Genomic DNA, 25,088 nt, shown 5'->3' with positions numbered 1-25,088 from the left:
ATGGGATGGGCGCCAGCGTCGTTGTCGGAGCCTGTCATGGGTGTCGTCGTGCGGGGATCCCCCTGACCAACGGAAACGCGCACGAAGATGTTCCGTACGCGTCGTGGTCCATGACCCGGTGCGCGCAGTGCCCATCTCCCTGTTCAACGCGTGGGCGCCGATCACACCAAGGGCCCACTCTAACGGCGAACGGCCGCCAGTTCCAGAGTCCGGGGCCCCTCGGCGGACCTGGGAGCCCGCTGAGGGGCTCGCTCCGAGCCCGGCTCGGTAGGCTGGGCGGGTGACCGAAGCGACGCCCGCCCCCCGAGTGGTTCACGGATCCCACCGTGCCGCAGGGCTGCTCACTCTGCTGGAGGCGCTCGTCGTCCTCGGCTTCGCCGTCTTCTACGCCTACGAGATGGTGACCGGCGCCACAGACGACCTGACCCGTGCCGCGACCTCCGGCGTGCTCATCCTCATCTTCGGACTCGGCCTGCTCGTGCTGGCGCGAGGCTGGAGCCGGGCGGCGGACTGGCCGCGGACCCCGACGCTGCTCTGGAACGCCCTGCTGCTGCCCGTCGCGTGGTCGCTCCACGAGTCGAGCCGCACCCCGCTCGCACTGGCCGTGGGGGCCGTCGCCGCGGCCAGCATGGTGGCCGCCCTGGCCGCCCCCGGGCGGCGCGACGCGGGCCGCCCGGACCGCGCGTCCCACCGAGCCGCTGACCCAGCGGTGGACGGGGGCGACGGCTCGCAGGCCGGGGCAGACGCGGACGGCGCTCGGCGCGACGACGGCCTCAGCTGAGCGAGAGCCAGTCGTTCCAGCCGTTGTGCAGCACCAGCCAGGCGATGAGGCCGTAGCCCGCCTGGCCCGGGTGGGCCCGGTCGGGGCTCGCCGCGAGGTCCGCCATCCACTGGTCGTGGGTCGCGAGGGGGCGGTAGCAGTCGACGTAGGTGATGCCGCGGCGTGAGCACACGTCGGCCTGGGCCTCGGCGAGCGCCTCGATCTTGCGGTTCAGCCCGTCGTCCAGAGTGGGCGTGAGGCCCACGACGAAGACGCCGATGCCCGCGTTGGTCGCCTCGTCGAGGACGTTGGCGAGGTTGAGCCGCGAGCGGGCCATCGTCATGCCGGAGATGACGTCGTTGGTGCCCACGTTGAGCACGAGGCGACGTTCGGTGCGGCCCTTCCAGCGCGGATGGCACTCGGCGCCCCACCGAGCCACGACGTCGCCCGAGGTGTTGCCGCGAACCCCGAGGTTGTAGGCGGTCAGGTCGAGGTCGGGGTGCTGGGTCCTGGCGACGACGCGGCCCACCCACCCGAGGCCCTTGGGGTCGCCGTAGCCGGCGGTCAGGGAGGCCCCCAGGAAGATCATGCCGACGTCGCGCAGCCCGTCGCCGACGGTGACCTCGGCGCTCGGGGCGTAGTAGGGCTCCTCCGCGGGCGTGGAGTCGGCGGCAGCAGCGGCAGGCTCGGCAGGCGAGCCGGTGTCGGCACCCGGCGCTGCGGCATACCGCCCCGGGGCGTCGCTCGTGAACTGCGTGTGGGACGAGGGGTAGGCGGGGCCCACGCCGTAGGACTCCCTCGAGGCCTCGGCCGGGATCCCGCCGGTGTCGGTGCGGTCGGTGCGGTCGCTCACGTGCTCAGTCCTCGTCGTCGTCCAGCCGGGCCAGCCACGTCGCGAGTCGCTCGACGGGCACCTCGAACTCGGGGTTGAGGTCGACGAACGTGCGCAGCTGCTCGGCGAGCCACTCGAAGGTGACCTCCTCCTCGCCGCGCCGAGCCGCCAGCTCCTCGATGCCCCTGTCGGTGAAGTACACGATGGGAGGTTATCGCGTGCGGGTGCGGGTCCGTCGGAGGCCAGCCGAGGGAGGGCGCCTCGCCGGCGCAGGAACCGCCTGGGTATGCCGTCACGCCCGGTGTGCGGCGAGGGACCCCGCCACGCTGGTGGCGGGGTCCCTCGCGATCGTCACTGCAGGGCGGTTCAGCGGCCGAACGCGCGCTCCATCAGCTCGGCCTGCTCGGCCGCGTGCTTCTTGGACGAGCCGGTCGCGGGCGAGGCCGAGGCCTTGCGGGCCACGACGCGCCACGGGCGGGTCTCGCCGAGGCCGCACAGGTCCTCGTGCAGCCACTGGGCCATGAGGGGCCAGGCACCCTGGTTGCGGGGCTCGTCCTGGACCCAGACCAGCTCCGCGCCGGGGTAGCGGGCCGCAGCGTCGACGATCTCCTGCTCGGGGATCGGGTAGAGCTGCTCGACGCGGATGATCGCTGTCGAGGTGTCGCCGCGCTTGGCCCGCTCGGCGTCGAGCTCGTGCACGATCTTGCCGCTCGCGAACAGCACGCGGGTGACGTCCTGGGTGACGCCCTCGTGGTCGGCGAGCACGGGCTGGAAGCCGCCCTGGGTGAAGGCCTCCACCGAGCTGGCCGCCGCCTTGCTGCGCAGCATCGACTTCGGGGTGAAGACGATGAGCGGCCTGCGCGGGCGGGCGTAGGCCTGGCGGCGCAGCAGGTGGAAGTAGCTCGCCGCCGTCGACGGGTAGGCGACCGTCATGTTGTTCTCGGCGCACAGCTGCAGGTAGCGCTCGATGCGCGCCGAGCTGTGGTCGGGACCCTGGCCCTCGTAGCCGTGGGGGAGGAGCAGCACGACCGAGCTGCGCTGGGACCACTTCTGCTCGGAGCTGGAGATGAACTCGTCGACGATCGTCTGGGCGCCGTTGGCGAAGTCGCCGAACTGCGCCTCCCACAGCACGAGGGCATCCGGGCGCTCGACGGAGTAGCCGTACTCGAAGCCCATCGCGGCGTACTCGGACAGCAGGGAGTCGTAGACCCAGAAGCGGGCCTGGCCCTCACCGAGGTAGAGCAGCGGCGTCCACTCCTCCCCGGAGTTCTTGTCGATGAGCACCGCGTGGCGCTGGACGAACGTCCCGCGTCGGCTGTCCTGCCCGGCCAGGCGCACCGGGGTGCCCTCCTTGAGCAGGGTGCCGAAGGCGAGGAGCTCGGCCATCGGCCAGTCGATGCCACCCTCGTGGACCATCGCGGCGCGCTTGTCCATGAGCTGCTTGAGCTTGGGGTGGATGGTGAAACCCTCGGGCGGGTTGGCGAACGCCTCGCCGATGTGGACGATCTCGCTGGCCGGGACGCCCGTCTCGGTGGCTGAACGCACCGGGGTCTCGTCGTCCTGCACCTGGGCCGCCGGGCGCTCGAGGCCGGCGTTGTCGGGGGCGTCGGACCCGCGGTCCTGGCTCGGCGTCGGCGCGGCGGCCTGCGCCTTCTTTGCCTCGCGCGTCTCGACGAAGACGCGCTCGAGCTGCTGCTGGTAGTCGCGCAGGGCGGCCTCGGCGTCCTCGACGCTGATGTCGCCACGCCCGATGAGCGACTCGGTGTACAGCTTGCGGACCGAGCGCTTGGCCTCGATGAGGTTGTACATCAGCGGCTGGGTCATCGACGGGTCGTCGCCCTCGTTGTGACCGCGGCGGCGGTAGCACACCAGGTCGATGACGACGTCCTTGTTGAACTCCTGGCGGAACTCGTAGGCCAGCTCTGCGACGCGGACGCAGGCCTCAGGGTCGTCGCCGTTGACGTGGAAGATCGGTGCCTGGATCATCCGCGCGACGTCGGTCGAGTAGACCGAGGACCGCGAGCTGCTCGGCGAGGTGGTGAAGCCGACCTGGTTGTTGATGACGATGTGGATCGTGCCGCCGGTGCGGTAGCCGCGCAGCTGCGAGAGGTTGAGCGTCTCGGCGACGACACCCTGGCCGGCGAACGCGGCGTCACCGTGCATCAGCACGGGCAGGACGGGGAAGCTCTCACCCGCGAGGTTGAGGCGGTCCTGCTTGGCGCGCACGATGCCCTCGAGCACCGGGTTGACGGCCTCGAGGTGCGAGGGGTTGGCGGCGAGGTAGACCTTGGTCCTGCTGCCGTCCTCGGTGACGAACTCGCCCTCGGTGCCGAGGTGGTACTTGACGTCGCCCGAGCCCTGGACCGACTTGGGGTCCTGGGTGCCCTCGAACTCGCGGAAGATCTGGCCGTAGGACTTGCCGGCGATGTTGGCGAGCACGTTGAGCCGGCCGCGGTGCGGCATGCCGATGCACACCTCGTCGAGCTTCTCGGAAGCGGCCCGGCACAGGATGCGGTCGAGGAGCGCGATCACGGACTCACCGCCCTCGAGCGAGAAGCGCTTCTGCCCGACGAACTTCGTCTGCAGGAACGTCTCGAAGGCCTCGGCGGCGTTGAGGCGGCGCATGATCCGCATCTGCTCGTCGCGGCTGGCCTTCTCGTAGGGCCGCTCGACCTTGTCCTGGATCCACTTGCGCTGCTCGGGGTCCTGGATGTGCATGTACTCGATGCCGACGGTGCGGCAGTACGAGTCACGCAGGATGCCGAGGATCTTGCGCAGCTTGAGGAACGGGTGGCCGCCGAACCCGCCGGTGGCGAAGGTGCGGTCGAGGTCCCACAGGGTCAGGCCGTGCGTCGTCACGTCGAGGTCGTGGTGGCGGCGCTGCTTGTACTCGAGCGGGTCGGTGTCGGCCATGAGGTGGCCGCGGACGCGGTAGGCGTGGATGAGCTCCTGCACGCGGGCGACCTTGTTGATGTCGTCGTCGTGCGAGGAGTCGATGTCCTGGATCCAGCGGACCGGCTCGTAGGGGATACGCAGCGACTCGAAGATCTCGTCGTAGAAGTTGTTCTGGCCGAGGAGCAGCTGGTGGATGATCCGCAGGAAGTCACCGCTCTGGGCGCCCTGGATGATCCGGTGGTCGTAGGTCGAGGTGAGGGTGATGATCTTGCTCACGGCGTTCTTGTTGAGCGTCTCGTTGCTCGCGCCCTGCCACTCGGCGGGGTAGTCCAGGGCGCCGACGCCGATGATGGCGCCCTGTCCCTTCATCAGGCGCGGCACGGAGTGCACGGTGCCGATGCCGCCGGGGTTGGTCAGCGAGATCGTCGTGCCCTGGAAGTCCTCCACGGTCAGCTTGTTGGCGCGGGCCTTGCGCACGATGTCCTCGTAGGCGGTCCAGAAGTGGACGAAGTCCATCTCCTCGGCCGACTTGATGGACGGCACGACGAGCGTGCGGCTGCCGTCGTCCTTCTGCAGGTCGATGGCGAGGCCGAAGTTGACGTGGGCCGGGCGCACCAGGGCCGGCTTGCCGTCCACCTCGGTGTAGCCGTTGTTCATCTCGGGCATGATCGCCAGGGCCTTGACCATGGCGTAGCCGATGAGGTGGGTGAAGCTGACCTTGCCGCCGCGCGAGCGGGCGAGGTGGTTGTTGATGACGACGCGGTTGTCGATGAGCAGCTTGGCGGGGACGGCACGCACGCTCGTCGCCGTCGGGACCGTCAGCGAGGCGTTCATGTTGCTGACGACGCGCGCGGCGGCGCCGCGCAGCGGGATGACGACGTCCTCGTTCACCGGGCCGGTGCCCTTGACCGCGGGGATGTCGCGCGGCTTCGGGGCCTCCGCCGCCGGCTCGGTCTTCGGCTGGGCCTTGGGCTCGGCCTTCGCCTCGGGTGCCTTCGCCTCGGGTGCCTTCGTGGGCGCCTTGGCGGGCGCGGTCCTCACGGAGGCCCCGTTGCCGGAGCCGTTGGAGCCGGCCGTGGCGTCCTCGCTGGTCGACGCGCTCGTGCTCTGCGGCTGGCCCGTGGTCTGTGGCTTGCTCGCGGTCGCCGTGGTCGTCCGGCGGGACGCCGCGCTCGTGTCGGCCTCACCCGGCCGGTAGTCCTCGAAGAACCCCCACCATGCCTTGTCGACCGAGGTCTTGTCGGTCAGGAACTGCTGGTAGAGCTCGTCGACGAGCCATTCGTTCGGCCCGAATGCTGCAATCGGGTCACCGGACGTGGACGGATCGGACACGGCGAATGCGCCTCTTTCGTTGGCTGGGGTGCGTCTGCTGCCTATACAGGGGTCAAGCCTAGACCCGAACGTCGGGATACCCGCTCGCGGCTCGAGTGTCGAGCGGAGGGCTCGAGGAGGCGTTCGTCACCTCTGGCCGGACGAGGGCCCGGGCCCTGCGGCGGCGGCCCTCCGAGGGCCCGTCGCGGGCGTGGAAGTGGCCCCGCACGGCCGGCGGCACGGCCCGGGTATGCGGTCAGCTGATGTCCGCGCGCAGCGTCCGCCAGGTGCCGAGCCCGGCCATCACGGCGGCATACGCGGTCAGCACGAGGGCGCCGGCCCACCAGCTGAGCTGGTGGAGCGGCTGGCTGTCGAAGCCGCCGCTCGTGGACTCGAGCATGGCGCTCGTGGCCCGGCTCGGCAGGTAGGGGGAGACGTCCTTGCCCCAGTCGGTCAGGGCGAGCACCAGCCCTAGCAGGGGCTCGACGATCCAGGCCACGGCCACCGAGATCAGCAGGGCGGCCACCTGGTTGGGGATGAGGATGCCGGCGCCGAGGCCGATGAGGGCCCACAGCCCGAGCACGAGCAGGGACAGGGCGAGGGTGCGCCAGATCGAGGGGTCGGCGAAGGGCGCGACGCCCTTGGAGGTCAGCACGAGCGTGCCGGCCCCCACCGCGCCCGCGAGCGAGAACAGCCCGTAGAGCACCCCGATCGCCAGCAGCGAGACGACCTTGGCGGCCATGACGCGCCCCCGTCGCGGGATCGCGAGGAACGTCGCCGTGATGGTCTGGTGGCGGTACTCCGAGCCGATGGTCAGCACGCCGATCGACAGGGTGAGCAGGTAGCCGACCTGCAGGCCACCGGTGAAGACGGCCTTGGCCAGCGCGGCGTCGCCCTGCGGCGCAGCGGCAGCACCGGGGCCGCGCACCGCGTCGCTGGTGAAGACGAACGCGAAGAGCACGGCGAAGGCGGCGCCGGCGACGAACACGGCGATGGCCATGCCCCACCAGAGGCGTGTGGTGAAGAGCTTGCGCAGCTCCGCGTGCACGGCGGCCCTCATCGCGCACCTCCTTCGCTGTCGGTGCCCGGCCGGCGTGGTTCCGGGTCGGCGAGCAGCGCGGGGTCGATGGGCGGCCCGCTGGGGGGCGGCAGGTCGACGGCTGCACCGGTGGGCGCCGGCCCCGGCACGTCGCCGAGGTTGCGGTTGCGGTTCTCGTCGCTCTCGGTGAGGTTGAAGAAGAGCTCCTCGAGGTGGGTCTGCTCGCTGCGCAGCTCGTGGATGGCGACGTCGCTGGCGTGGGCCGTGTCGCCGACGACGGCGAGGTCCTCGGTCGTCACGCGCAGGCCGCGCCCGCTCGGCACCACTGCCAGCCCGCGCCGGCGCAGCGCGTCCGCGAGCCGGTCGGGGTCGGACGTGCGGACGTAGGCCGTGGGCTCGCCGCGCAGCTCGGCGACGGTGCCCTGAGCCACGCGCCTGCCGTTGGCGATGATCACGACGTCGTCGACCGTCTGCTCCACCTCGGAGAGCATGTGGCTGGAGATGAGCAGGGTGCGTCCCTCGTCGGCGAGGTGGCGCAGGAAGCCGCGCAGCCAGCGGATGCCCTCGGGGTCGAGGCCGTTGGCGGGCTCGTCGAGGATGATGACGCGGGGGTCGCCGAGGAGGGCGCCGGCGAGGCCGAGCCGCTGGCGCATGCCCATGGAGTAGCCGCCGGCCCGCTTGCGTGCGGCGGCCGGGATGCCGACGAGCTCGAGCAGCTCGTCGACCCGCGAGTCCGGCACGCCGGCAACGGCGGCCTGCACGCGCAGGTGGTTGCGGCCCGTGCGACCCGGGTGGAAGTTGGTCGCCTCCAAAGCCGAGCCGACCACCCTGAGGGGGTTGGGGATGTCGGCGTAGCGGCGGCCGTCGATCGTGGCCGACCCGGCGGTGGCGTGGACGAGCCCGAGGAGCATGCGCAGGGTCGTGGTCTTGCCGCTGCCGTTGGGGCCGAGGAAGCCGGTGACCCGGCCGGGCTCCACGTCGAAGTCGAGGTGGTCGACGGCGGTGAGGGAGCCGAACCGCTTGGTCAGGCCGCGCACCTCGATGCGTCCCTCGGCCTGCCCGCCCGTCGGTGCGCCGGCGCGGTCGTGGGTGCGCCCGGGGAGGTGACCGGGGCTGTGCCCGGTCAGCTCGGGTCGTGCTGCCGCCACCGTGATCGCCTCCGTATGCATGCTCCGTCGCCCGGCTGCGCAGGGCCCCCTCGTGACGCGCCAACTCAACCACACGGCATACCCAGCGCACACGCAGGTGGGCGTGGGACGGCGGGCGCTGCCCGGTGCGGTGCGGCTGCCTATAGTTGGGCAGACCATGACCTCCCTTCGCGAACAGGGCCCAGCCCGCCGCGGCCGCTCCCACCCGAGCGGACCGGAGGTCCGTCGGTGACCGAGTGGCTGCTCGTCCTGGGCGCCGTGCTGCTCACCGCCGGCACCGCCCTCTTCGTCGCGGCCGAGTTCTCGCTCGTGGCGATCGACCGACCGACGGTGCAGCGAGCCATCGACGAGGGCGACTCGCGGGCCCGCGTGGTGCTGCAGTCGATCAAGCAGCTCTCGACGCAGCTGTCGGCCGCCCAGGTGGGCATCACGATCACGACGCTCGTGGTGGGCTACCTCGCACAGCCGTCGATCGGCGCCCTGCTCTCGGGACCGCTCGCCGCGACGGGCCTCGGCCCGGGAGCGGTCGAGGCGATCTCCAGCACCCTCGCGCTGGTGATCGCAACCGTCTTCTCGATGGTCTTCGGCGAGCTGCTGCCACAGTTCCTCGGGATCTCGGCGCCGCTGGCCACCGCGAAGGTCGTCGCTCTGCCGGTGCGCGTCTTCGCCGTGGTCGCCAAGCCCCTCATCGTGCTGCTGAACGGCTCGGCCAACCGCTTCCTCCGCGCCCTCGGCATCGAGCCGCAGGAGGAGCTGTCGGGTGCGCGCACCCCGCAGGAGCTCGCCAGCCTGGTCCAGCGCTCCGCCGAGGCCGGCACGCTCGACGTCACGACCGCGCGGATGCTGACCCGCTCGCTCGGCTTCGGCGAACGCACCGCCGACGACGTCATGACCCCCCGCGTCCGGTCCACCGGCATCCACCGCGACGAGTCGGCCGACGACGTCCTGCGCCTCTCCCGGCGCACCGGGCACTCCCGCTTCCCGGTCCTCGGCGACGACTGGGACGACATCGACGGCGTGGTGCACGTCAAGAGGGCGATGGCCGTCCCGCACGACCGCCGCAAGGACGTGCCGGTCTCGGCCCTGATGTCCGACCGCCTCGTCGTCCCGGAGACGATCCGGCTCGACCCGCTGCTGCGACAGCTGCGCGAGGGGGGCTTCCAGATGGCCGTCGTCGTCGACGAGTACGGCGGCACCTCCGGCATCGTCACGCTCGAGGACGTCGTCGAGGAGATCGTCGGCGAGGTGTCCGACGAGCACGACCGGAGCCGCCAGGGCGGGCGCGAGCTCGTCGACGGCTCCTGGACGGTGCCCGGCCTGTGGCGTCCCGACGAGGTGCGCGACGCCTTCGACGCGGAGGTCCCCGACGGCTCGACCTACGAGACGATGGGCGGGTTCGTCATGACGAGCCTCGGCCGGGTCCCGGTCGTGGGCGACGTGGTCCCCGTGCCGGGCTGGCGCATCCACGTCGTCGGCATGGAGGGCCGCCGGGTCGACCGGCTGCGCTTCGTGCCGGACCCGGACTCCCTGGCACCCGAGGGCGGCGGAACGGTGCGCAACGACGACGAGCCCGGCCTCACGCGTACGCCCTCGTCCCCTCAGCCGGGGGAGCGGTCGTGAGCGGGCCCTGGGTCTACGTGGTCTCGGTGCTGCTCCTGCTCGGGAACGCCTTCTTCGTCGGGGCGGAGTTCGCGGCGATGACCGTGCGGCGATCGACGCTCGAGCCCCTCGCCGAGGCCGGCAGCAAGCGGGCACAGTCGGCCCTGCTCGCCCTCGAGCGGCTCGGCTCGATGCTCGCCACCGCCCAGCTCGGCATCACCGTGTGCTCGGTCGGCCTAGGTGCGCTCGCCGAGTCGGCGCTGCACCACCTCTTCGAGCCGGTCTTCGCGGCGTGGTCCCTGCCCGACGCGTGGGCCAGCGGGCTGGCCCTGGCGCTCGCGCTGCTCATCGTGTCCTACCTGCACGTCGTCGTCGGCGAGATGATCCCCAAGAACCTCGCCATCGCCGGTCCCGACCGAGCCGCCCTGCTCCTCGTGCCTCCGCTGTTCTTCCTCGCGCGGGCACTGCGCCCGATCGTGCACGCCATGGAGGCCCTGGCGAAGTCGCTCGTGCGCCTCTTCCGGGTCGAGCCCAAGGACGAGCTCACCTCGGCCTTCACCATCGAGGAGGTGGCGCACATCGTCGGGGAGTCCCGCCGCGAGGGGCTGATCGAGGAGGAGCGCCACGGGCTCGTGGCCAAGACGCTCGAGTTCTCCGACAAGCGGGCCCGCGACGTCGCGGTCGACGTCGGGTCCCTGACGACCGTCACCCTCGGCGCCACGCCGGCCGAGATCGAGCGGCTCGTCGCCAAGCACGGCTTCTCCCGCTACCCCGTGGTCGACGCGGCCGGTGAGATCGGTGGCTACCTCCACCTCAAGGACATCCTCTACGCCGATGACGAGCGTCACGAGCAGCCCGTCCCGCCGAAGCGGGTCCGCCGTCTGGCCACCGTCGGCGCCGACGACGAGGTCGAGGACGTGCTCGCCACCATGCAGCTGACCGGCGCGCACCTGGCCCGGGTCGTCGACGGCGACGCCGGGGTGAGCGGCGTCGTCTTCCTCGAGGACGTCCTCGAGGAGCTCGTCGGCGAGGTCACCGACACGACGCAGCGCTGAGCGGCGTCAGCCCGGCCGGCTCTCGAGCCAGACCAGGTATGCCGTCCCGCGCGGTGACAGCTCGTAGCCGACGTCGTGGCTGATGGTCAGGCCCAGGGCCTTGAGCTTGCGGATGTCCGCCTTCATCGGCAGCAGCTCGACCTGCCGCAGGGCGGCGAGCTCCTTGGACACCACGCGTGGGTTGTCCCGGATCCACTCGAGGACCTCGCGGGTCCACGGTCCCGTCGGCCTGGCATCGAGGCGCCGCAGCCGCGCGGCGATCCGGGCCAGCGCTGCGTCGTCGGGGATGCTGTCCCGCAGCGCGATGCGCGGGTCCTCGCCGGCCCAGCTGAGGCGGATGCGGAAGACCGTGTGCCCGCCGCGGCCGCCCCTGCCGCCACCGGCCGACGGCGTCGTGGTCCTCGGCGCGAGGGAGCGCTGCAGGGCCGCGAGGTCCTCGGCGCCGGCGGCGCGGGCATCCTGCTCGGTGAGTCGCTCCGGCTCGCTGACCGGGCTGACGGCGTCGAACCGGACGAGGCCCGCCGCGGTCAGCTGCAGACCGCCGACCTTGACGCGGGGCGCGTCCCAGCGCCGGAAGGCCTGGGTGACGGTGCCGGCCCTGATGGCCTCGGCGACCGGCTTGGAGATGAGCACGTCCTCACCCTCCCAGATCCGTGCGGCGCGGCCGCGCGAGAGGCCCCTCGAGTCCCTCGGGAGACGACGAAGGGCCGACCATCGCGGCGCTTCGCGCCATCAGGTCGGCCCTTCGTCCGTCGGTGCCCCCGGCAGGATTCGAACCTGCGCTCCCGCCTCCGGAGGGCGGTGCTCTATCCCCTGAGCTACGGGGGCGGCACGCACTTACGTGCGCTCGGTGAGATTAGCAGCACAGCGCGACGAACGCTCAATCACCCTGCCGTCGTGGGGATCCGTGGAGATCCGTGCGGAGATCGGCTCAGGGAGATCCGTGGAGATCTCGGGCACCGGACCCCGGAGCATCTCCACGAAACGGTCGCGAGGGCGGCTCGTAGACTCGCCGCATGACCCCGGAGCAGCTGCGCGCCCTCCTCGAGGAGGTGGTGGCGCAGGCAGCGGCAGCCGGTGAGCTTCCCGGGGCGGCGCAGGCGGGGCCGCCTCGTGGGCCGATCTTCCGCCCCACCGACCCACGGGTCGCCGGTGTCGTCGCCGACTGGGTCACTCCCGTCGCCCAGCGGTGGTCACCGCAGCTCGGCCTGGAGCCCCGGGACCTCGCCCGGGTCCTCGCGAAGGGCCTCACCCTGCAGAAGCCGGTGGCGGCAGTCGAGGTGGCGCCCAACGGCCTCATCTCCCTGACGCTGGAGGACGAGGCCCGCTCCGACATCATCACCCTCGTGCTCGAGGAGCGGGACCACTACGCGTTCCCGCCGGGTGAGCGGTACCGCGAGCTGGTCGAGGCTCCCGGCAGCCGGGGCCCTGAAGACCCGCTCCGCGCCGCACAGCTGGCCCACGCTCGCCTGTGCCGGATCGTGCGCAACGCAGAGGCGGTCGGTGTCGAGCGCCGCGCCTCCGCCCGTCTCGCCGAGCTCAGCCACGGCCCCGAGCGCCAGCTCCTCGTCGCCCTCGCGGACCTCCCGCAGCGCCTCGAGACCCACACCGGCGACCCCGTCCAGCAGCAGCGGGCGGTCAGCGACCTCGGCGCGCTCGCCGACGCCTGGGACCACCCCGTCCGGCCGGAGCTCGTCGGCTCCCGGCCGCAGCCCGTGCACGGTGCGCGCCTCCTGCTCGCCGACTCGGTCCGCCTCGTCTTGCGCAATGGACTGTCGCGTCTGGGCGCTGCAGCGCCGGAGAGGATGTAGCCATGCGAGCACACGAAGCCGGAGCCCTGCACGCCGAGGGTTACCGCGGCCCCGCGTGGCTCCAGACGCCCGTCGACGTCAACGCCCTCGTCCCGTCCCTCTGGGCCTCCTCGGTGGACCGGGAGCCCGACGGCGTCCTCAGCGTCGGAGGGGTGAGCGTCACCGAGCTCGCGCGCGAGTTCGGCACACCGGCATACGTGCTCGACGAGGACGACTTCCGCTCCCGCGCCAGGGCTTTCAAGCAGACGTACGCCGAGGTGTTCGGCGGTCTCTCGGGTGGCGCCGACGTGTACTACGCCGGCAAGGCCTTCCTCTGCACCGAGGTCGCCCGTTGGGTCCGCGACGAAGGGCTGCACCTCGACGTGTGCACCGGCGGCGAGCTCGCCGTCGCCAAGCGGGCAGGCGTGCCGGGGGAGCGGATCGGCTTCCACGGCAACAACAAGTCCGTCGCCGAGATCCGTGACGCCCTCGACTACGGCGTGGGCCGGATCGTCGTCGACTCGCTGGAGGAGATCGACCGGGTCGCCGCCGTCGCGGCCGAGCTCGGTGTCGTCGCTCCCGTCCTCGTCCGGGTGACGGTGGGCGTCGAGGCGCACACGCACGAGTTCATCGCGACCGCCCACGAGGACCAGAAGTTCGGGCTCTCACTCTCCGGCGGACACGCCTTCGAGGCGGCGCGCCGCATCCTCGACGAGCCCGAGACCCTGCACCTGCTGGGGTTGCACAGCCACATCGGCTCCCAGATCTTCGACACCGCGGGCTTCGAGGTGTCGGCTCGGCGCATCATCGGTCTGCACACGCGGATCGCCCGCGAGCTCGGTGTCGAGCTGCCCGAGCTCGACCTCGGCGGCGGCTTCGGCATCGCCTACACGACCGAGCACGACCCGTTGCCCCCCAGGACCCTCGCGGCGGGCATGGCCGAGATCATCGAGCGCGAGTGCCGCGCGGACCAGGTGGCCGTGCCGCGCATCTCCATCGAGCCGGGGCGCGCCATCGCCGGCCCGACGACCTTCACGCTCTACGAGGTGGGCACCGTCAAGCCGGTCGACCTCGACGGCGGAGCCCAGCGCGTCTACGTGTCGGTGGACGGTGGCATGAGCGACAACGTCCGCACTGCCCTCTACGACGCCAACTACTCCTGCACGCTCGCGAGCCGGGCGTCCGACGCCGAGCCCGCGCTGGCCCGCGTCGTGGGCAGGCACTGCGAGAGCGGCGACATCGTCGTCAAGGACGAGTTCCTCCCCGCGGATGTCGGCCCGGGCGACCTCCTGGCCGTCCCGGGGACCGGCGCCTACTGCCGCTCGCTGTCGAGCCAGTACAACCACACGCCGCGGCCGCCCGTCGTCGCCGTCCGTGACGGCGTCGCGCGGGTCATCGTGCGGCGCGAGACCATCGACGACCTGCTCGCCCTCGACGTCTGATGCGAGCCGCAGATCCTGCTGCGCCGATGTCCGGATCGCGAAACAACGGCGTCCAGCACTCGGACAAGCGGCAGGATTCGCAGCGTGGACAGCGCTGTGAGTGAAGCCAAGCCGTTGCGCGTCGCCCTGCTCGGTGCGGGTGTCGTGGGTGGGGCCGTCGCCCGTCTGCTGACCGAGCACGCGGACGACATGGCAGCGCGGGTGGGTGCTCCCCTCGAGATCGTCGGCATCGCCGTGCGACGCCGTGGTCGCGACCGCGCCGCCCTCGGAGTCGATCCGTCCCTGTTCACGACGGACGCCGAGGAGCTGGTGACGCGTGCGGACGTCGTGGTCGAGGTCATCGGTGGCATCGAGCCCGCCCGCTCACTGATCCTGCGCGCCATGGAGCACGGCGCGTCCGTCGTCACCGCCAACAAGGCGCTGCTCGCGGAGGACGGCCCGGCTCTCTACGCGGCGGCCGCGCAGCACGGAGTCGACCTCTACTTCGAGGCCGCCGTCGCCGGCGCCATCCCGCTGCTGCGCCCGCTGCGCGAGTCGCTCGCCGGCGACGAGGTGCGCCGGGTGCTCGGCATCGTCAACGGGACCACCAACTACGTCCTCGACAAGATGGACACGACCGGCGCCGGGTTCGACGACGCCGTCGAGCAGGCCCAGGCCCTCGGCTACGCGGAGGCCGACCCCACGGCCGACGTGGAGGGCTTCGACGCGGCGGCCAAGGCGGCGATCCTCGCCTCGCTGGCGTTCCACACCCGGGTCTCCGGTGCCGACGTCTACCGCGAGGGCATCACCGAGGTCTCCGCCGCCGACGTCTCGGCCGCTCGCGAGATGGACTGCGTCGTCAAGCTGCTCGCCATCTGCGAACGCAGCGACAAGGGCGTCGGCGTCCGCGTCCACCCCGCGATGATCCCGCGCACCCACCCGCTGGCGGGGGTGCGCGAGGCCTTCAACGCGGTCTTCGTGGAGGCCGACGCCGCCGGCGAGCTGATGTTCTACGGCAAGGGCGCCGGGGGCGACCCCACCGCCTCCGCCGTGCTGGGCGACCTCGTTGCCGTGGCCCGCCACCGCGTCGGCGGCGGTCTCGGCCCGGGGGAGTCGAGCTATGCCGACCTGCCGGTCCTGCCGATGGGCGACGCCCAGACGAGGTACCACATCAGCCTCGACGTCGAGGACCGCTCGGGCGTGCTGGCCCAGGTGGCCGCCGTCTTCGCCGACCATGACGTGTCCATCGAGACGGTGCGCCAGCAGCTGGTCCCCGCCGCCGACGGGCGGTCCGCCCGTGCCAACCTCATCATCGTCACGCACACCGCGAGCGACGCGGCCCTGTCGTCCACCGTCGAGCGCCTGCGCACGCTCGACGTCGTGCGGGGCGTCAACTCAGTCATGCGCGTGGAAGGTTCGTGATGGCCCACCAGTGGCGCGGAGTGATCCGCGAGTACGCCGACCGTCTCCCGATGCTCGAGGGTGCGCCTGTCGTCACCCTCCACGAGGGCGGCACCCCGCTCATCCACGCCGAGAAGCTCTCCGCGCGCGTCGGCGCCGAGGTCCACCTCAAGTACGAAGGGCTCAACCCCACCGGCTCCTTCAAGGACCGCGGCATGACGACCGCGATCAGCGTGGCGGCCCGGAAGGGCGCGAAGGCGGTCATCTGCGCGAGCACGGGCAACACGAGTGCGTCGGCGGCGGCATACGCCACGAAGGCCGGCATGACGTGCGGGGTGCTGGTCCCCGACGGCAAGATCGCGATGGGCAAGCTCAGTCAGGCGATCGCCCACGGCGCGACCCTGCTGCAGGTGGACGGCAACTTCGACGACTGCCTGACGCTCGCGCGCAAGCTGGCCGAGGCCTACCCGGTCGAGCTCGTCAACTCGGTCAACCCGGCCCGCATCGAAGGCCAGAAGACGGCGAGCTTCGAGGTCGTCGACGCGCTCGGCGACGCGCCCGAGATCCACTGCCTGCCCGTGGGCAACGCCGGCAACATCACGGCGTACTGGCGCGGCTACCGCGAGTACCTCGCCGACCCGGTCACCGATGCCATGGCCGGCCCCGCCACCCACCTGCCGCAGATGTGGGGCTTCCAGGCGGCTGGTGCGGCCCCGATCGTGCTCGGCCACCCGGTCGACCACCCCGAGACCATCGCCACGGCGATCCGCATCGGCAACCCCGCCTCGTGGGAGCAGGCCCTGGTCGCACGCGACGAGTCCGGCGGCCGCATCGAGGCCGTCACCGACGAGCAGATCCTCGAGGCCCACCGCTACCTCTCGTCGCAGGAAGGGGTGTTCGTCGAGCCCGGGTCCGCAGCGTCGGTGGCCGGCCTGCTCGCGAGCCACGAGGCAGGCCTCGTGCCACCCGGTGCCCGGATCGTCTGCACCGTGACGGGCCACGGCCTCAAGGACCCGCAGTGGGCACTGCGCACGGCCGACGGGGGCGAGGTCGTCCCCACCCGGGTGTCGGTCGACGCCTACTCCGCGGCCTCGGCGCTCGGTCTGGAGGGCTGACCGGGTGGAGCGCGTGCCTGCGGGCCGCTCCGTCGAGGTCCGCGTGCCGGCGAGCAGCGCCAACCTCGGGCCCGGTTTCGACTCCATCGGCCTGGCCCTCGGGCTGTGGGACCGCTACGTCGTCACGACCTCGGCCGCCGAGGGGCTGTCCATCGCGGTCAGCGGTGCGGGTGCCGCGGACGTCCCCACCGACGAGCGCCATCTCGTCCATGCGAGCATGCGGCACACCTGGGGCGTCCTGGGAGTCGAGCCGCCGGCCGGCCTGCACATCGAAGCCGCCAACGGGGTGCCGCACGGGCGCGGCCTCGGCTCCTCTGCCACGGCGATCGTTGCGGGCGTCATTGCGGCGCAGGCTCTTTCGCTCGGGGTCGGCGGTGTCGGCGGTGTCGGTGGTCACGGCGACGAGCCGGCGTATGCCGTCTGGCCGACCCCCGGGCAGCCCGTGCCCTTCGACCAGGCGCTGGCGGTGCACCTGTCGAGCCAGCTCGAGGGTCACCCGGACAACGCGTCTGCGAGCGTCGTCGGTGGGCTGACGGTCAGCTGGATGCCCGACGGCAGCGGGCTCGACCGGGGCGATCGCACCGTGACGGCGCGCATCGAGCTGCACCCTGACGTGGACGTGGTCGTCTTCGTTCCCGACGCGCAGCTCGCCACCCGCACGGCCCGGGCCGTCCTGCCCGCGGCGGTGCCCCTCGCCGCCGCCGCCGCGAACGCGGGCCGCGCCGCCCTGCTCGTCCACGCGCTGACCGCAGATCCCTGCCACCTCCACGCGGCCACCCGCGACTGGCTGCACCAGGAGCCGCGGCGCTCCTCCTACCCGGGGACGATGGCGCTGATCGACCTGCTGCGGTCACAGGGACACGCCGCCGTCGTCTCGGGGGCAGGCCCCAGCGTGCTGGTCCTGGCGACGCGCGGGACGGCAGCGGCAGTGCAGGCCGGCCGGCTCGCCGGAGAGTGGAAGCGGCTGACCCCCGGGGTGCCCACGACCGGCGCCACCGTTCGGGCCTGCTGACCCCACGCACCCTCGTGCGCGCCCGCTGGTGCGAGCGCGTTGAGCCGGGGCCGGCGGTCCGCTCGGGAAGGCCTGCACGACTTGGGGGCGTCGTTCGGCACGACCGGCAGCACCCGGGTGTTATTCTGGCCACGCACCTCATGCCGCTCCATCGCAGGCCTGGTGCGCCACCCCCACACTGAGGCGACTTCACCTGCCTCTGGGCGCGTTCTGCGCCGAAGTGGACTCTCAGACGGCCAGGTCACCTGGTCCAGGTCCGGCCCGCTGGAATCTCCCGGGTCGCAAACGAGGGGGAAGGATCCTTCGTGTCAGAAACAACCACCCGTCCACTCTCTGGCCTCTCGGCCATGAAGCTGGACGAGCTCAAGGGCGTCGCGTCGTCAATGGGGATCACCGGGACGACCAAGATGCGCAAGAGCGACCTCGTCGAGGCGATCAAGGCCCGTCAGTCGGGCGGCTCGTCCGCACCCGCCACCTCCGCGACAAACCCCGCGACAACACCCGCGACGACCTCCGCCGCGACGTCCGGCACTGCCTCCGTCGCGGCGCCGGCCTCAGCGCCCGCCGAGTCCGTCGAGTCCGCCCCCGCCGACCCGGCGCCGAGCACCACTGCCGCTGCGGACGCTGCGCCCGCCCGGGCGCGGGCATCGCGCCGCGTCAGCCGTCCCGCGGGCTCCGCGGCTGCGGCCGAGGCGCCCACCGGGGCGGCTGCGGCGACGCCCACCGCCGAGCTGTCGAGCGAGGCTCCCGAGGGCACGGCCGAGGGCTCCGACGCGGGCGCGTCGCGCGAGCGCGCCACCCGGACCGAGCGCCGGGATCGCGTCGAGCGCGGTGACCGGGGCGAGGGCGAGGGCAACGACCATAGCGGCCGTGACGAACGCAACGACCGCGGTGCCCGGAACGACCGTGCCGAGCGAGCTGAGCGAGCCGTGCGCGAGAGCCTCGAGCCGCGTGAGGACCGCCAGCAGGGCGACCGAGCCGACCGCGGCGACCGCCAGCTGAGTGAGCGTGGCGACCGCCAGCAGAGTGACCGTGGCGACCGCCAGCAGAGTGACCGTGGCGACCGCCGGCAGGGCGACCGCGCCGAGCGCGGCGACCGCCAGCAGAACGACCGCGGCGACCGCCAGCAGGGCAGTCGAGCGGACCGGCAGGGCGACCGCGAGGACCGTTCCCCGCGTCAGGACCGCCAGCCGAACGACCGCCAGCAGCACGACCGCAACGACCGCCAGCAGGACGAGGCGCACGACCACAACCGTGGCCAGCAGTCGGGCTACGACGACGATGACCGCGGCGGCAGCCGTCGCAGCCGCAACCGCCAGCGCAGCCGGGACCGCAAGCGTGGTCGCGGCCGCGAGGGCGGCCAGGACTGGGCCGACACGGACGTGCACGTCGGCGACGACGACGTGCTCGTGCCCGTGGGCGGCATCCTCGACGTCCTGGAGAACTATGCGTTCGTGCGCACCTCCGGCTACCTGCCCGGCTCGAGCGACGTCTACGTGCCGCTCGGCATGGTCAAGAAGCACGGGCTCCGCAAGGGTGACGCGGTGACCGGTGCCGTCAAGGCGCTGCGCGAGGGCGAGCAGCCGTCGGGCAATGTCGGTCGCCAGAAGTTCAACGCGCTGGTCCGGCTCGACACGGTCAACGGCCAGTCGCCCGAGGAAGCCGCCAAGCGGGTCGAGTTCGGCAAGCTGACGCCGCTCTACCCGCAGCAGCGGCTGCGCCTCGAGACCGAGCCGCACATCCTCACGACGCGGATCATCGACCTCATCGCTCCGATCGGCAAGGGCCAGCGCGGGCTCATCGTCGCCCCGGCGAAGGCCGGCAAGACGATGATCATGCAGACGATCGCCAACGCCATCACCACGAACAACCCCGAGTGCCACCTCATGGTCGTTCTGGTCGACGAGCGTCCGGAGGAGGTCACCGACATGCAGCGCGCCGTCAAGGGCGAGGTCATCTCCTCGACCTTCGACCGGCCTGCCGAGGACCACACGACGGTCGCCGAGCTCGCCATCGAGCGGGCCAAGCGTCTCGTCGAGCTCGGCCACGACGTCGTCGTGCTGCTGGACTCCATCACCAAGCTCGGGCGTGCGTACAACCTCGCCGCGCCGGCGAGCGGCCGCATCCTCTCGGGTGGTGTCGACTCCGCGGCGCTCTACCCGCCGAAGAAGTTCTTCGGGGCAGCGCGCAACATCGAGAACGGCGGCTCCCTGACCATCCTCGCGACGGCGCTCGTCGAGACCGGCTCGAAGATGGACGAGGTGATCTTCGAGGAGTTCAAGGGCACCGGCAACATGGAGCTGCGCCTCAACCGGGAGCTGGCCAACCGGCGAATCTTCCCGGCGGTCGACATCAACGCGTCCGGCACGCGCCGCGAGGAGATCCTCCTCGCCAGCGAGGAGCTGAAGATCATGTGGAAGCTGCGCCGGGTGCTCGCCGCACTCGACCCGCAGCAGGCCATCGAGCTGCTCATCGACCGACTCAAGAAGACGCGGACGAACTACGAGTTCCTCACGCAGGTGCAGCAGACGAGCGGGTCGAAGCTCGACGACGCATCCTGACGAACCGCTCGCGCCAACGGCGCCGGGAGGGGAGTGGTGTCTCACGACACTGCTCCCCTTCGGCGTTCGGTGGCCCATTCGGGTGTTTTGTTCCTAAAATGAGGTCCGATACCCGAACGTCACCATGGAGTGCCATGTCTGCGCCTGCCGGCGACCCCGATGCCAGCCCCGTCCGTGTCCTCGTGGCCGACGACGACGCCGACATCCGCGACCTCGTCGAGTTCAAGCTGACCCAGGCCGGGTATGCCGTCGAGGCCGTTCCCGACGGCATCAGCGCGTGGGAGGCCTTCGTCGCCAACCCGCCCCAGCTCGCCGTGCTCGACGTGATGATGCCGGGGCTGTCCGGCATCGACGTGCTCCGCAAGATCCGCGAGAGCGACAACGCGTCGGTGCCCGTCCTCCTCCTCAGCGCGAAGTCGCGCGACTCCGACGTCGACACCGGCTTCGCCGTCGGCGCCGACGACTACGTCATCAAGCCGTTCAGTCCTCGCGAGCTGCTGCATCGCGTCAACGGCATGCTTGCCCGGGCCCGCTGAGCGGCCGGCCGTCGTGGTCACCGGGGGAGCGCTGGTCGTCGGCGCGACCGTCGCGGTTCTGGGCGCATGCCTCCTGCTCGTCCTGCTCGTCGTCGCGGTTCGCGCACGTCGTCACCGCCGCCAGCGCCGGGACGAAAGGCTGCTGTCACCGCTGCGCCCGCCACTCATCACGGTCGCCTCGGGCGAGGACGACGACGGCACGGCGGTGCACACGCTGAGGCGGGCCACGGGCGAGTCTCGCACGGTGCTCGACCGCACCATCGTCGGGCTGCTGACCAAGATTCGCGGCGTCCCCGCCGAGCAGCTCGTGGGGGTTCTGGAGAAGCACGGCGCGGTCCAGGCGGCGGCCAAGGAGCTGACGAGCCGCTCGACCGTGCGAAGGGCCAGGGCAGCCCAGGTGCTGGGCCTTGCTCGCGCTGGCGACACCGTGCCCCTGCTCGTGCGAGCCCTGGACGACGAAGCGGTCGAGGTGCGCAACAGCGCGGCCTATGCCCTGGGCCTGATCGGTGATGCCGCCGCTGCCGGCCCGGTTCTCTCGGCGATCGGCCATCCGGAGCGTGGGCTTCCGGCGGCGACCGCAGCAGAAACCCTGCAGTCCATGGGTGTCGGCATCTCCGAGGTGCTACGGGGCGGACTCCATGACGAGCACCCACGCACCCGGATGGTGGCCGCACACCTCAGCGGTGAGCGCAGCTTCACCCGCGGGCTGCCGGACCTGCGCCACCTTCTCGACCACGACACCGACGTTACGGTTCGCGAGACCTGCGCCGCGGCCATCGGTCGCCTCGGTCGCGCCGAGGACGTGAAGGTGCTGGCCAGGCACACGGGGCAGGACGAGCCGCTCTCCCTCCGCCGCGCGTGCGCCAACGCGCTGCGCGAGCTCGGTGACCCGGCGGCGGTGCCCGCCCTGGCCGGTCTGCTCGTCGACCCGGATCCCCGCCTGGCCGAGCTGGCGGCGACCGCCTTGCTCGGCCTCGGCCCTCGTGGCCGCGAAGCGCTCGTTGTCCACGAGGACGGGCCCGCCGTCCGCTCCGCCCGCCTGGTGGCGAGCCTGCAGAGGGCGTCGGCATGAGCTGGGAAGGCTTCGTCTCGGGGCTGCGTGCGGGCGTCGTGTGGGTGATGGACGTCGCGAGCGTGCCGATACTCATCTACTTCGTCCTCATCAACACCTCGCTGCTGGTCCTCGTCGTGCTCGCCTACCTCGAGTTCCGGGCCCAGGACCGCCGGCGCGCCACCGCGCTGTCGTGGCAGGGAGCGGGGCTGGCTCCCGGGGTCTCCCTCCTCGTGCCGGCCTACAACGAGGAAGCGGGCATCGTCACGGCGGTCAAGTCGTTCCTGACGTTGCGCTATCCGAGGCACGAGGTGGTCGTCATCGACGACGGCAGCACCGACGAGACCTTCGCGCGGCTCGAGGAGGCGTTCGACCTCGTTCCGCTGCCCCGGGAGCTGCCGCAGGAGATCCCCGTCCGGGCTCGTGTTCTCGGCGTCTTCGTGCCCCGCGACGGCCGCACGCGCCTGCTCGTGGTGCGCAAGGAGAACTCGGGCAAGACCGAGGCGCTCAACCTCGGTGTGAATGCGGCGAACGAGCCGCTCGTTGCCATGCTCGACGGCGACTCCATCCTCGAGCCCGATGGGCTGCTACACGTCACGCGTCCCTTCGCCGACGACCCGACGCGGATGGTGGCGACCGGGGGCGCGATCCGCCCGGTCAACGGCAGCCGCGTCGTCTCCGGCCGCATCGTGCGCGTTGACATGCCCCAGACCTGGCTCCCACGCATCCAGCTCGTCGAGTACCTCCGGGCGTTCCTCCTCGGTCGCACCGGGTGGTCCAGGCTCGGCGGCCTCATCCTCATCAGCGGCGCGTTCGGCCTCTTCAGGCGCGATGTCGTCGTCGAGGTGGGTGGCCTCGAGCCGGGGACCATCGGCGAGGACTTCGAGCTGGTCATGCGCATCCACAAGCGCCTGCGCGACGAGGGGCGCGACTACCGCATCGAGTTCGTGCCCGAGCCTGTCTCGTGGACGGAGGTGCCGGTCACCGTCAAGGTGCTGCGCAACCAGCGGCGCCGCTGGCACCGGGGCCTGTGGGAGACGCTCTGGGCCTACCGTTCGATGCTCTTCCGCCCGAGGTACGGCCGCATCGGGTGGCTGGCCCTGCCCTACTACTGGCTCTTCGAGCTCGTCGCGCCGCTGCTGGAGCTCTTCGGCATCGTGATCGTCCCGCTCGCCCTGCTGCTCGGAGTCGTCAACGTGCCGTTCGCCGTCCTCTTCCTCGTGCTCGCCTACGGGTATGCCGTCCTCGTCACGCTCTTGGCGATGGTGGTCGATGAGTGGGCCTTCCACAAGCACGACCGCTGGCGGGCGATCTGGCAGACGATCGCCGCGTCGGTGTTCGAGAACATCGGCTACCGGCAGGCCACCGTGTGGTGGCGCCTGGAGGGTTGGTGGGCGAGCCTGCGGGGCCGGAGGCACGTCTGGGGCGTCATGACCCGCACCGGCTTCGACGAGGACCCGGCATGACGACCGGGCTGCCGGCCCTGTCGAGACGTTCGGTCGGGAGCCAGATCCGCCTGCTCATCGGCATTCTCCTCGTCCTCGTCCCCGCCGCGGCGATCGTGTCGGTCGCCACGATCCACGCCCAGGGCTCGGCCGTGCGGGCCCTGACGCTGGCGCTCGGCCCGGCTCGCGAGGCGAACGGCGGGATCCTTCTCGACATGACCCGGTCCGAGGCCGCCTGGAGCCAGGCAGCCGCGGGTGCCCGTCCAGATGCCGACCCGCTGGCCCTGCAGCGGTCCGTCGAGGCGCAGCTCGATGCCCTTTACCGGGGCGTGGACAGCCCCGAGCTCGCCTCCAGCGACCGCGCCCGCTACCGAGGGCTCGTCGCGCAGCAGCGTGCGACGGTGGACGGCTGGTTCGCGGCCGCACGGCGATCGCTGCAGGGCCTGTCTCCCGGCGGGCCCGCGGCAGGTTCGGCCCGGGCGGACGCGGCGAACGCATACGCCTCCTTCCGCACGGTGAACTCGGCGCTCGGCTCGGCGATCCAGGCGCAGCGCGACGTCGCCCGGGTCGAGTCGCGGGAGGCCACGGCCGTGACCTCGGGCGTCATCGTCGCCGTCGACATCGCCGTGGTGCTCGTGCTGGTCGCGGCCGGCTTCGGGATGCACCGGGCTGTCGGGCGGCCGCTGGCCCGGCTGCGCGAGGTCGTGCGCCTGCAGGTCGAGGAGGACGTCATCGCCATGGCCAACCAGGAGGAGGGCGCCCTCGAGGTGCGGATGCTGGCCCGCGACTTCAACGACCTGACCAGGGCCAACGCGCGCCTCGTCGACCAGCAGGCCGCGGTGCTGGAGATGCAGGAGCTGGTCCTCGACGTCGGCCGGGGCGTGCGATCGGCCGGCGACGTCCCAGAGGCGCTGCGGCTGGTCACCACCAGGCTCGGGGCGGGTCTCGGGGCCGACCGGGTGCTGCTCTACACCCTGGCCGACGACGGCGAGACGATCGAGGACCGCCTCCAGTGGCACACCGTCGACCTGCCCGACCTCCCGCCGCTGCCGCGGTCCCTCTCGCAGCAGGTAGGCGTCGTCAACGACGAGCTGCGGCGCGACGTCGGCTTCTTCCACATGCCCGACCTGCTGGCCCGCGACATCTACGACGACGAGCGCGTGCGCGCCTTCCACCGCGCCACCGGCACCCGCTCGCTGCTCATGCTGCCGGTGGGGACCGGTGGTCGTGGCCTCGGCATCCTGTCGGTGATGATGGTCGGCGCCCCACGTCGCTGGCACCGGCACGAGATCCAGGCGGCGCTGCAGTGCGCGGCCATCGCGGCGCAGGCCATCGTGGCACTGCGGCTCTCGCGGATGCAGGACGAGCAGGTGCGCCGGCTCACCGAGCTGGACCGGCAGAAGACGGACTTCATGGCCACCGTGAGCCACGAGCTGCGCACCCCGCTGACCTCGATCAGCGGCTACCTCGAGCTGCTCGTCGACGGTGACTTCGGCGAGGTCACCGACGGCCAGCACGTCGCGCTCGACATCATCGGCCGCAACGCCACCCGCCTGCGCGGCCTCATCGAGGACCTCCTCGTCCTCAACAAGATCGAGATCAGCGGCCTGCAGGCGGTCTCGGAGGAGGTCGCCGTGTGCGACCTGCTGCACGCCGTGACCGAGACCATGGGCCCGGTCGCCGCCAACAGCGGCGTGGACCTGGTCTGCACGGACGTGCCCGACGACCTCCTGGTGCGGGTGGACCGTGGCCAGCTCGAGCGCGCCCTGATCAACCTGGGCTCCAACGCCGTGAAGTTCACGCCCGAGGGCGGGCGCGTCGTGCTTTCGGCGGAGCGGTCGGGCGACTCGACGATCATCTCGGTGCACGACACCGGTATCGGCATCCCCGCCGTCGACGTCTCGCGCCTGTCCGAGCGGTTCTTCCGGGCCGGCAACGCGACGGCGGCCGCGATCCCCGGCACGGGCCTCGGTCTCGCCATCGTGCGAGCCATCGTCGAGGGGCACGGCGGCGAGCTGGTGATCGCCTCCGTCGAGGGGGAGGGGACCACGATGCAGGTTGTCCTCCCGGTCGCCCGACGCGCCCCCGTCGGGGTGCTTGCCGACGCCTGACGCGCG

The 25,088-nt window shown here is 72.0% G+C and carries 19 protein-coding genes and 1 tRNA gene; 13 read left to right on the top strand and 7 right to left on the bottom strand.

What is annotated here, in order from left to right; translation table 11 throughout:
* Window positions 1-280 precede the first annotated feature (280 nt).
* Entirely contained in the window at window positions 281-781 is a 501-nt protein-coding gene (locus LQK93_RS03080; protein WP_374970110.1) for a hypothetical protein, read from the top strand.
* On the opposite strand, the gene LQK93_RS03075 is transcribed toward LQK93_RS03080, so the two are convergent.
* The 5 genes from LQK93_RS03075 to LQK93_RS03055 all read right to left on the bottom strand — a co-directional run bounded on the left by LQK93_RS03075 (window position 774) and on the right by LQK93_RS03055 (window position 7,880).
* Window positions 774-1,613: a GDSL-type esterase/lipase family protein gene (locus LQK93_RS03075; RefSeq protein ID WP_374970109.1), complete on the bottom strand. Its 840-nt coding sequence runs from the start codon at window positions 1,611-1,613 to the stop codon at window positions 774-776. The genes LQK93_RS03080 and LQK93_RS03075 overlap by 8 nt on opposite strands.
* Before the next feature lie 4 nt (window positions 1,614-1,617).
* Window positions 1,618-1,794 carry a DUF6104 family protein gene (locus LQK93_RS03070; protein WP_142184561.1) on the bottom strand — a complete coding sequence of 59 codons (177 nt, stop codon included), beginning with the start codon at window positions 1,792-1,794 and terminating at the stop codon, window positions 1,618-1,620.
* Between the two features lie 164 nt (window positions 1,795-1,958).
* Complete coding sequence (locus LQK93_RS03065; RefSeq protein WP_374970108.1) at window positions 1,959-5,819, bottom strand: multifunctional oxoglutarate decarboxylase/oxoglutarate dehydrogenase thiamine pyrophosphate-binding subunit/dihydrolipoyllysine-residue succinyltransferase subunit; 3,861 nt, start codon at window positions 5,817-5,819, stop codon at window positions 1,959-1,961.
* Window positions 5,820-6,054: 235 nt separating this feature from the next.
* Window positions 6,055-6,858 carry an ABC transporter permease subunit gene (locus LQK93_RS03060; RefSeq protein ID WP_374970107.1) on the bottom strand — a complete coding sequence of 268 codons (804 nt, stop codon included), beginning with the start codon at window positions 6,856-6,858 and terminating at the stop codon, window positions 6,055-6,057.
* Window positions 6,855-7,880 carry an ABC transporter ATP-binding protein gene (locus LQK93_RS03055; RefSeq protein WP_374971441.1) on the bottom strand — a complete coding sequence of 342 codons (1,026 nt, stop codon included), beginning with the start codon at window positions 7,878-7,880 and terminating at the stop codon, window positions 6,855-6,857. Before LQK93_RS03055 ends, LQK93_RS03060 begins: the two co-directional genes overlap by 4 nt.
* A gap of 333 nt (window positions 7,881-8,213) precedes the next feature.
* Between LQK93_RS03055 and LQK93_RS03050 the strand changes: the two genes are divergently transcribed.
* On the top strand, window positions 8,214-9,605 hold the full coding sequence (locus tag LQK93_RS03050) for a hemolysin family protein (RefSeq protein WP_374970106.1): 1,392 nt from the start codon (window positions 8,214-8,216) through the stop codon (window positions 9,603-9,605).
* A complete protein-coding gene (locus tag LQK93_RS03045) occupies window positions 9,602-10,639 on the top strand; it encodes a hemolysin family protein (protein WP_374970105.1) in 1,038 nt (345 codons plus the stop codon). Before LQK93_RS03050 ends, LQK93_RS03045 begins: the two co-directional genes overlap by 4 nt.
* Window positions 10,640-10,645: 6 nt before the next feature.
* On the opposite strand, the gene LQK93_RS03040 is transcribed toward LQK93_RS03045, so the two are convergent.
* Window positions 10,646-11,272 (bottom strand): ASCH domain-containing protein, encoded by a 627-nt coding sequence (locus LQK93_RS03040; protein ID WP_374970104.1) that lies wholly within the window; start codon window positions 11,270-11,272, stop codon window positions 10,646-10,648.
* Window positions 11,273-11,395: 123 nt separating this feature from the next.
* A tRNA-Arg gene (locus tag LQK93_RS03035) sits at window positions 11,396-11,467 on the bottom strand.
* A 188-nt stretch (window positions 11,468-11,655) separates the two neighbouring features.
* Between LQK93_RS03035 and LQK93_RS03030 the strand changes: the two genes are divergently transcribed.
* From LQK93_RS03030 to LQK93_RS02985, 10 genes are all read left to right on the top strand, one after another.
* A complete protein-coding gene (locus LQK93_RS03030; RefSeq protein WP_374970103.1) occupies window positions 11,656-12,450 on the top strand; it encodes a DALR anticodon-binding domain-containing protein in 795 nt (264 codons plus the stop codon).
* Between the two features lie 2 nt (window positions 12,451-12,452).
* The gene (gene lysA / locus LQK93_RS03025) at window positions 12,453-13,871 is read left to right on the top strand and encodes a diaminopimelate decarboxylase (protein ID WP_374970102.1); all 1,419 of its coding nucleotides are present in this window, start codon (window positions 12,453-12,455) and stop codon (window positions 13,869-13,871) included.
* An 84-nt stretch (window positions 13,872-13,955) separates the two neighbouring features.
* Window positions 13,956-15,272 carry a homoserine dehydrogenase gene (locus LQK93_RS03020; protein WP_374970101.1) on the top strand — a complete coding sequence of 439 codons (1,317 nt, stop codon included), beginning with the start codon at window positions 13,956-13,958 and terminating at the stop codon, window positions 15,270-15,272.
* The gene (gene thrC, locus LQK93_RS03015) at window positions 15,272-16,366 is read left to right on the top strand and encodes a threonine synthase (protein WP_374970100.1); all 1,095 of its coding nucleotides are present in this window, start codon (window positions 15,272-15,274) and stop codon (window positions 16,364-16,366) included. Before LQK93_RS03020 ends, thrC begins: the two co-directional genes overlap by 1 nt.
* 4 nt (window positions 16,367-16,370) lie before the next feature.
* Window positions 16,371-17,378, top strand: coding sequence for a homoserine kinase (locus LQK93_RS03010; RefSeq protein ID WP_374970099.1), 1,008 nt, complete (start codon window positions 16,371-16,373; stop codon window positions 17,376-17,378).
* A gap of 305 nt (window positions 17,379-17,683) precedes the next feature.
* A complete protein-coding gene (rho, locus tag LQK93_RS03005) occupies window positions 17,684-19,939 on the top strand; it encodes a transcription termination factor Rho (RefSeq protein WP_374970098.1) in 2,256 nt (751 codons plus the stop codon).
* Between the two features lie 134 nt (window positions 19,940-20,073).
* Complete coding sequence (locus LQK93_RS03000) at window positions 20,074-20,475, top strand: response regulator transcription factor (RefSeq protein ID WP_374970097.1); 402 nt, start codon at window positions 20,074-20,076, stop codon at window positions 20,473-20,475.
* Window positions 20,459-21,547 carry a HEAT repeat domain-containing protein gene (locus tag LQK93_RS02995; protein WP_374970096.1) on the top strand — a complete coding sequence of 363 codons (1,089 nt, stop codon included), beginning with the start codon at window positions 20,459-20,461 and terminating at the stop codon, window positions 21,545-21,547. Before LQK93_RS03000 ends, LQK93_RS02995 begins: the two co-directional genes overlap by 17 nt.
* On the top strand, window positions 21,544-22,992 hold the full coding sequence (locus LQK93_RS02990) for a glycosyltransferase (protein WP_374970095.1): 1,449 nt from the start codon (window positions 21,544-21,546) through the stop codon (window positions 22,990-22,992). Before LQK93_RS02995 ends, LQK93_RS02990 begins: the two co-directional genes overlap by 4 nt.
* Window positions 22,989-25,082 (top strand): ATP-binding protein, encoded by a 2,094-nt coding sequence (locus LQK93_RS02985; protein WP_374970094.1) that lies wholly within the window; start codon window positions 22,989-22,991, stop codon window positions 25,080-25,082. Before LQK93_RS02990 ends, LQK93_RS02985 begins: the two co-directional genes overlap by 4 nt.
* Window positions 25,083-25,088: the final 6 nt, after the last annotated feature.

It is taken from the genome of Terrabacter sp. BE26 (assembly GCF_041941675.1).
GTDB lineage: Bacteria > Actinomycetota > Actinomycetes > Actinomycetales > Dermatophilaceae > Terrabacter.
Note: the sequence above shows the minus strand (reverse complement) of the source record. Positions and strands in the feature narration are given on the sequence as shown.